The following is a 7,706-nucleotide window of genomic DNA, read 5'->3' as shown; positions in this document are numbered from 1 at the left end:
GCGCGGGCCCGTGCCCGCGCGCCGCGCGCTCAGGCGCCGGCGGTCGCGGGGGCCGCGGGCGGGGTGTAGTCGCGGGGGAGCAGGGGGAGCCACACGCGGAAGGTCGCGCCGCCGCCCTCGGTGTCGAACACCTCGACCGAGCCGTTGTGCGCCGCGACGATGCCCGAGACGATGGCGAGGCCGAGCCCCGAACCACCGGTGTCCCGGGCGCGCGAGGTGTCGGCACGCCAGAAGCGCTGGAAGATCTTGTCGCGCAGCTGCGGCGGGATGCCCTCACCGTGGTCGATCACGTCGATGTGGGCCATCCCACGCTCGTCGTCCACGCCGATGCCGATCTCGATCGGGTCGTCCTGCTCGGTGAACCGCATGGCGTTGCCCATCAGGTTCGTCACGATCTGGCGGATCTTGTTCTCCTCCGCCAGGACGATCGGCGGACGCTTCGGCAGCACGACCGTGGGCAGCGGCGTCGTCTCGTCGGTCGGAGCGGACACGCCGTCGACGCCCATCGCGCGGGTCCGACGAGCGCGCAGGCGGGCGATCGTCTGCCGCGAGAACGCGATCGGCCCCGTCGTGTTCGCCGAGCTGGGCGACGCCGGGGGCACGTCGACCGAGCCCGGAGCCGTTGCCGGCGCGGACCGGACCGCGTGCGGCACGCTCTCGCCGGTGACGGAGTCCTCGACGAGCACCTGGATCTCGCGGTCGGGGTTCGAGGCCATCGTGTCGAGCGCGGAGTCGCGGGCGATCGCCACGAGGTCGACCGGCCCGAGCTCGAGCGGCTTCGACTCGTCGATGCGGGCGAGCTGCAGCAGGTCCTGCACGAGGAGCCCCATGCGCTGGGCCTCCTTCTCGATGCGATCCATCGCCTGGGCGACGTCCTCTTCCTTGCGGAGGGCACCCATCCGGTAGAGCTCGGCGTAGCCCCGGAGCGACACGAGGGGCGTGCGGAGCTCGTGCGAGGCGTCACCGACGAACCGGCGCATCTGGTCGATGGTGCGCTGCCGGTCCTCGAACGCCGAGTCGATGCGCTCGAGCATGGAGTTCAGGGACCGGTTCAGTCGACCGACCTCGGTGTTCGGGGTGTCGGCTTCGAGGCGCTGGTTGAAGTCCCCCGCGGCGAACCGGGCCGCGGTGTCCTCGACGTCGCGCAGGGGGTCGAACGTCGCCGTGACGAGCAGTCGGGTGAGCATGGCGCCGAGCAGGATCACCGAGATGCCGAACCCGAGGAAGATCACGGTGAACCGGGCGATCGTCTGGTCGGTGTCGGCGCTCGACACCGCGACCAGGACGTACCCGGTCTGCGTGGTGCCGCTCGACTGGTCCTGCAGCGACGCCGGGATGACCTGGGCGCGCCACTCGTGGTCGTGCTGGCTGTCGTAGAGCGAGAACCGGACGCCGCTCTGCGCCGCGGCCGCGAAGTCGAGCTGCCGGATGTCGGGCCGGCTCGAGGCCTTCGTCTGGCAGATGCGGTCGCTGCCGGCGTTGTACGCGGCGACGTAGGCGCTCTGCGAGAGCACGACGGAGAGCTTGCAGTACTGCTCGCCGTCGCTGATGTTCTGGCCTTCGAGCTGCTCCGTGGTGTTCTTCACGCTGGTGTCGAGCTGGGCCATCAGGTAGGTCGACAGCACGGTCATCGTGCCGAGCCCCGCGACGAGCAGTCCGAGCGCGACCAGGAGCACCGTGATCCCGGTGATCTTGGTGCGCAGGGAGATCCCGTCCCACCAGCGGCTCATTCTCGTGTGCATGCTTCCCCAACGATAGACAGCGGCCGCCCGGTGAAACCGGACGACCGCCGTGAAGTCGAGCCCCGAGGAGCCCGGACGCGCTACGAGGCCTTGGAGGCCTTCAGCATGTAGCCGAACCCGCGCTTGGTCTGGATGATTGGCTCGGCCGAGTACTGGTCGAGCTTGCGGCGCAGGTAGGAGATGTAGGACTCGACGATGCCGGCGTCGCCGTTGAAGTCGTACTCCCACACGTGGTCGAGGATCTGCGCCTTCGACAGCACGCGGTTGGGGTTGAGCATGAGGTAGCGGAGGAGCTTGAACTCGGTCGGCGAGAGCTCGATCTGCGCGTCGCCGATCGTGACCTCGTGCGTGTCCTGGTCCATCGTGAGCTCGCCGGCGCGGATGATCGCGTCTTCCTCGTCGTTCATCGTGCGACGGAGGATCGCCTTGATGCGGGCCACGATCTCGTCGAGCGAGAACGGCTTCGTGACGTAGTCGTCGCCGCCCACGGTGAGGCCGGTGATCTTGTCCTCGGTGTCGTCCTTCGCGGTGAGGAACAGGATCGGGGAGGTGTAGCCCGACGACCGCAGGCGCTTGGTGACGCCGAAGCCGTTCATGTCGGGCAGCATGACGTCGAGGATGATCAGGTCCGGCTCTTCCTCGAGCACGGCGGAGATCGCCTGTGCTCCGTTGCCCACTGCGCGCACGGCGAAACCGGCGAAGCGCAGCGAGGTCGTCAGGAGGTCGCGGATGTTCGGCTCGTCGTCGACGATCAGGATCTTGGGGCCATCGCTCATGGTCCTATCTTCTGACCGTTCCCTAGTGGTTTCCTGAGAGCGGTTGGTGCGTCAGCCAACGACCGCCTGGACCTGATCGGCGTCGAGGATCGTGTAGGAGTACCCCTGCTCGGCGAGGAAGCGCTGTCGGTTCTGCGCGAAGTCCTGGTCGACGGTGTCGCGCGTCACCAGCGTGTAGAACGACGCCGGCAGCCCGTCCTTGTTCGGGCGCAGGAGTCGGCCGAGTCGCTGGGCCTCCTCCTGCCGGGAACCGAACGAGCCGGACACCTGGATCGCGACCGTCGCGTCGGGCAGGTCGACCGAGAAGTTCGCGACCTTCGAGACGACGAGCACGTCGATCGTCCCCTCGCGGAAGGCCTGGTAGAGCCGCTCCCGCTCGTCGACGGGCGTCGCACCCGTGATCTCGGCGGCGTCGAGGGACGCAGCGAGGTCGTCGAGCTGGTCGATGTACTGCCCGATCACGAGGATCTGCTCACCGCGGTGCTTCTCGATGAGCTCGCGGACCACCGGGGTCTTCGCCGGCGAGGTCGCCGCGAGCCGGTACCGCTCGTCGTCGCTCGACGCGGCGTACTCGAGGCGGTCCTGGTGGGGCAGGTCGATGCGCACCTCGTAGCAGGCTGCGGGGGAGATGTACCCCTGCGCCTCGATCTCCTTCCACGGGGCGTCGTAGCGCTTCGGCCCGATGAGGGAGAACACGTCACCCTCGCGGCCGTCCTCGCGCACGAGGGTCGCCGTGAGACCGAGTCGGCGCCGCGCCTGGAGGTCGGCGGTGAGCTTGAACACCGGTGCCGGCAGCAGGTGCACCTCGTCGTAGACGATGAGGCCCCAGTCGAGGGCGTCGAGGAGCGACAGGTGCGTGTACTCGCCCTTCCGGCGGGCGGTGAGGATCTGGTACGTCGCGATCGTGACGGGCCGGATCTCCTTCACGCTGCCCGAGTACTCGCCGATCTCGTCCTCGGTGAGGGTGGTGCGGCGCAGCAGCTCGGACCGCCACTGCCGGGCCGAGACGGTGTTCGTGACGAGGATGAGCGTCGTGGCCTTGACGGTCGCCATCGCGCCGGCACCGACGAGCGTCTTGCCGGCGCCGCACGGCAGCACCACGACGCCGGAGCCCTGTGCGAAGAAGGTGTCGACCGCCTGCTCCTGGTACGGCCGCAGGTGCCAGTCGTCGGTATCGAGGTCGATCGGGTGCGGCTGGCCCGGCGTGTAGCCGGCGAGGTCCTCGGCCGGCCAGCCGAGCTTCACGAGCTCCTGCTTGATCTGCCCGCGTGCCCACGGCAGGAGCTCGACCTCTTCCGGGGACCGCATGTCGCCGAGCAGCGGCTTGATCCGCTTCGAGCGGATGACCTCGGCGAGGATGGTCGGCTCGGACGCGGTGAGGAGGAGCACCGGCTGCCGTTCGAGCTCCTCGGTGGGGGAGTTCGCGACGGCGGGCGCGTCTGGGCGTTCCTCGCGCCGGATGACGAGCCGACCGTAGCGCGCCACCGTGTCGCGGATGTCCACCGTCACGCTCTGCGGGACGGGGAACTTGGCGAAGTGCTCGAGCGTGTGGATCATGCTCTCGGCGTCGTGTCCGGCGGCGCGCGCGTTCCAGAGGCCGAGCCGGGTGATGCGGTACGTGTGCACGTGTTCCGGCGCGCGTTCGAGCTCGGCGAACACCGCGAGGTCGTGCCGTGCGTCCTCGGCGTCGGGGTGCGCCACCTCGAGGAGCACGGTGCGGTCGCTCTGCACGATCAGCGGTCCGTTCATGACGGATCAGCCTAGGCCGCTCGGCTGCGAGCCAGCGCGGATCGGCTCAGCGGTGGATCAGGCGTCGCTCTCGACGGCCACCACGAGGGAGAGCGGGAGCGTGCGCTCGACGTCGGCCGCCGTGTCGCGCCCCCGCACCCGGCCGGCCGCGACCGACGTCGGCACGATCGAGAACGGCCGCTCGGAGCCGTCCGGCATGCGCACGGTCAGGCGGATCGGCGTCCGCCCGCGGACGGCCAGGTCGATCTGCCGTCCCAGCCACTCCTGTTCGGGCTCGGCGTCGCCCCGCTCGGTCGTGACGCGGAGCCGCTCCACGAGTGCGTGCGCCGCCTGCTCCGGGTTGCGTCCGGTGGTGCGTCGTCGGACGGGAGCAACGGATCCCGCCGCGGGGCGGGCTGCGGCCGTCAGGACGGCCGGGTAGCGCTGGTCCTCGAGCGCCGTGTGGACGACGTGCGGCGGGTAGCGGGTCACCAGGGTCGTGAGGTCGCTGCGCTCCCACGCCAGCTGGCGGAGCTCGGCGTCCACACCGACCAGGTCGAGCTGGTCCGGGGTGCCGTGCACGCGGGCGCCGATCCCCTCGGGCCCGACGTCGACCACGATGCTGCCGTCGCGGGAGGACACCTGGTCGACGAGGTACGACAGCGGCTGCGGGACGTCCGTCGCCGACAGCCGTTCGAGCAGGGCGACGACGTCCTGCCGGGTGTGCCCGGCCCGGAACGCCCGGCGGAGCGAGTCCTCGGAGATGCGGTACCGCGCGGCGAGACCCGGGGCCTCGAGCACGGCGACGGTCCGGAGCGCCGCGTCGTCGACCGGGGCGAGCGGCCCCGGGGCGATGACGGTGAGGTCGTGCTGCAGGTACACGGCGTCCACCGTGCGGGGGAGGTCCTCGGCCGCGGGGGTCGGGTCCCCGTCGAGCAGTGCGCGCCCGGTGCTCGTCACGAGCCCGTCGTCGGTCACGCCGAGCGCCGCCGCGGTGCCCGCGACGTCGAGCAGCACCGCGTCGAGCCAACGCGAGCCCGCGGGGTAGGCCCACCGGCCGACCGACACGAGGTCGCGGAGGTCGTCGCCTGCCACGTCGAGCACCGTCCGCACGGCGGGGTCGAGGGCGTCCCGCCACGCCGAGACGAGCGTCGACCAGCGGTCCGGCCAGCCGGCGACGAGCCAGGCGTCACCCGGTGCCGTCGTCGCCCACGTGCCGTCACCCGGCGCAGCGAACCCGACCCGGTCGAGCAGCGCCAACCGGTCGGGCACGAGGGTCGGGTCCGCCCCGGCCCGATCGCCGAGCGTCTTCGCGAGCGGCGTGCCGATGCCGCCCTTCACGAGCTCGCGGACGGCGCCCTCGGACACCGCCCGCAGCAGTTCGGCGAGCACGGTCATCGTCTCGAAGGCGCGCTCCGCGCCGGTCGTGCGCGACCGCTCGTCGTCGTCCGTCTCGCGGGCGGGAGTGACGGGGCGGGGCTGCGCCGCGCCTCCCGGGAGTCCCGCGACCTCGTCGTGGACGGCCAGACGGGCCGACACCGCGTCGTCGACGCCGCCGTCCTCGTCGGCGAGGCCCAGCGCGACCGCGGGGGCGAGGTCGTCGGCCGACCCCGCGCCGTCGCGCAGCGCGAGCAGCGTCCGGCGGGGCAGGTGCTCGATCGCGGCGTCCACCGCGTCGTCGGTGCGGAGCGCCTCGGCGAGGTCGAAGAAGTCCGAGACGCGCAGCGGACCGGTCTCGGCGAGGACCGCCGTGGGGAGTCGACGCGCCACGACGAGCCGTTCGAGGGCGTCGTCGGGCATCGCCCGGAGCCGGGCGGCGAGGTCTGCGGTGGTCGTCATCGTCCGCCGCGATCGTTCGACGCGGGCCTCAGCGACTCGCTCGGTTCTCACGGGCACGTCGAGTCCAGACGATGCCGAGGAGCACGAAGAGGAGGACCATGCCGATCGGGAACCCGTACAGCGGGATCGCGAGCACGACCGGCCACGGCATGGAGCCCGCGGCACCCGGGGCCGTCAGCCAGACGATGATCATCGCGACGAAGCAGAGCAAGCCGAGGATGATGATCCCGCCGACCATGAACGCGAGGGCGCGTTCGGTACGATTGAACGTCACCGGGGGTTGCGCGGAGTCCTGCGTGTTCCCGGCGGATCGGGTCGGCTTGGCCATCGACCCAGGATATCCGACGCACCACGGCCGTTCCACGATCACGAGGAGACCGACGAATGCCCACCGGCAAGGTCAAGTTCTACGACGACCAGAAGGGGTTCGGGTTCATCACCGGCGACGACGGCGAACCCGTCTTCCTGCACGCGTCCTCGCTCCCGGACGGCGTCACGTCGGTGAAGGCCGGTTCGCGGCTCGAGTACGGCGTCGTCCAGGGGAAGAAGGGGTCGCAGGCGCTGTCCGTGCGGCTCCTCGACCCGCAGCCGTCGCTCGCGAAGATGTCACGCCGATCGGCGGACGACATGGCCGTCATCGTCGAGGACCTCGTGAAGGAGCTCGACCGGATCAGCGGGGACTTCCGGCACGGCCGGTACCCGAAGAACGGCACCCGAATCGCTGCGATCCTGCGGCACGTCGCTGACCAGTTGGACGCGTGATGACCGATACCTCCCCCGTTGCCCCGGCTCCCTCCGAGGACCTCACCGCGCTCGCCCGGACGGCGCTCGTCGAGGTGACCCCCGAGTCGACCGTCGGCGCGTTCGCCGGCACCGTCGACGAGGGCGACGGCGTCGTCTCGGTGCTCTTCGCCAACCGGATGGCCGGCTACCCCGGCTGGCGCTGGACCGTGTCGATCGCCCAGGTCGCCGGTGACGAGCCGACCGTGCTCGAGGTGGAGCTCATGCCGGGCGACGGTTCGCTGGTCGCACCGGAGTGGGTGCCGTGGTCCGAGCGGCTCGCCGAGTACCGGGCCGGGCAGGACGCCGACGGCGCCGCGGGCGAGCACCCCGACGAGGACGACGAGTTCGACGGCGACGAGGACGAGGACGACGACGTGGACGAGGACGCCGACTACGACGACTCGGACGACGACGAGTCGGACGACGACGAGTCCGACGACGAGGACGACTTCGACGCGGACGAGGACGACCTCGACGAGTCCGACGACGACGACATCGACGGGGTGGACGTCGACGAGCTCGACGGCTCCACGGAGGACGACACCGACGACGCCCCCGAGCAGGACGCACCCGCCGAGCCCGTCCGCGGCCGCCGACGGACCCAGCGGGTCCGCCCGGTCGACCCGGACGCCGACCTCGAGCTCGATCGACTGGACGCCGGCGAGGTCGACCCGGAGCACCACCGCTCCTGACCGGTGACCGACCGGTCCCCGGGACGGACAGGAGGGGGGGGGGGGGGGGGGCCCCCCCCCCCCCGGCCCGCGGGCCGCCCCCCCCGCCCCCCGCCGGCCCCCCCGCCCGCGGCGGCCCCCCCCCCGGCGGGGCGGCGGGGGGGGCG

7 protein-coding genes are annotated in these 7,706 nt (G+C 71.6%); 2 read left to right on the top strand and 5 right to left on the bottom strand.

Translation table 11 applies throughout. The features are described 5' to 3' along the window. Window positions 1-29 precede the first annotated feature (29 nt). The 5 genes from ACNQOV_RS17840 to ACNQOV_RS17820 form a co-directional block, all read right to left on the bottom strand. Window positions 30-1,742, bottom strand: coding sequence for a sensor histidine kinase (locus tag ACNQOV_RS17840; protein ID WP_416396240.1), 1,713 nt, complete (start codon window positions 1,740-1,742; stop codon window positions 30-32). Between the two features lie 80 nt (window positions 1,743-1,822). Beyond that, window positions 1,823-2,518 carry a response regulator transcription factor gene (locus ACNQOV_RS17835; protein WP_017888045.1) on the bottom strand — a complete coding sequence of 232 codons (696 nt, stop codon included), beginning with the start codon at window positions 2,516-2,518 and terminating at the stop codon, window positions 1,823-1,825. A 51-nt stretch (window positions 2,519-2,569) separates the two neighbouring features. Then, window positions 2,570-4,267 carry a DNA repair helicase XPB gene (locus ACNQOV_RS17830; RefSeq protein ID WP_402267079.1) on the bottom strand — a complete coding sequence of 566 codons (1,698 nt, stop codon included), beginning with the start codon at window positions 4,265-4,267 and terminating at the stop codon, window positions 2,570-2,572. A gap of 57 nt (window positions 4,268-4,324) precedes the next feature. Continuing rightward, the gene (locus ACNQOV_RS17825) at window positions 4,325-6,085 is read right to left on the bottom strand and encodes a helicase-associated domain-containing protein (RefSeq protein WP_416396237.1); all 1,761 of its coding nucleotides are present in this window, start codon (window positions 6,083-6,085) and stop codon (window positions 4,325-4,327) included. A 28-nt stretch (window positions 6,086-6,113) separates the two neighbouring features. Beyond that, complete coding sequence (locus tag ACNQOV_RS17820; RefSeq protein ID WP_022906599.1) at window positions 6,114-6,413, bottom strand: hypothetical protein; 300 nt, start codon at window positions 6,411-6,413, stop codon at window positions 6,114-6,116. Between the two features lie 56 nt (window positions 6,414-6,469). Between ACNQOV_RS17820 and ACNQOV_RS17815 the strand changes: the two genes are divergently transcribed. Both ACNQOV_RS17815 and ACNQOV_RS17810 read left to right on the top strand, forming a co-directional pair. Then, a complete protein-coding gene (locus ACNQOV_RS17815) occupies window positions 6,470-6,847 on the top strand; it encodes a cold-shock protein (RefSeq protein ID WP_022906598.1) in 378 nt (125 codons plus the stop codon). Then, window positions 6,847-7,560 (top strand): DUF3027 domain-containing protein, encoded by a 714-nt coding sequence (locus ACNQOV_RS17810; protein ID WP_416396235.1) that lies wholly within the window; start codon window positions 6,847-6,849, stop codon window positions 7,558-7,560. Before ACNQOV_RS17815 ends, ACNQOV_RS17810 begins: the two co-directional genes overlap by 1 nt. Window positions 7,561-7,706: the final 146 nt, after the last annotated feature.

The sequence above is a fragment of the Curtobacterium sp. LFS084 genome (assembly GCF_047977705.1).
Classification (GTDB): Bacteria; Actinomycetota; Actinomycetes; order Actinomycetales; family Microbacteriaceae; genus Curtobacterium.
Note: the sequence above shows the minus strand (reverse complement) of the source record. Positions and strands in the feature narration are given on the sequence as shown.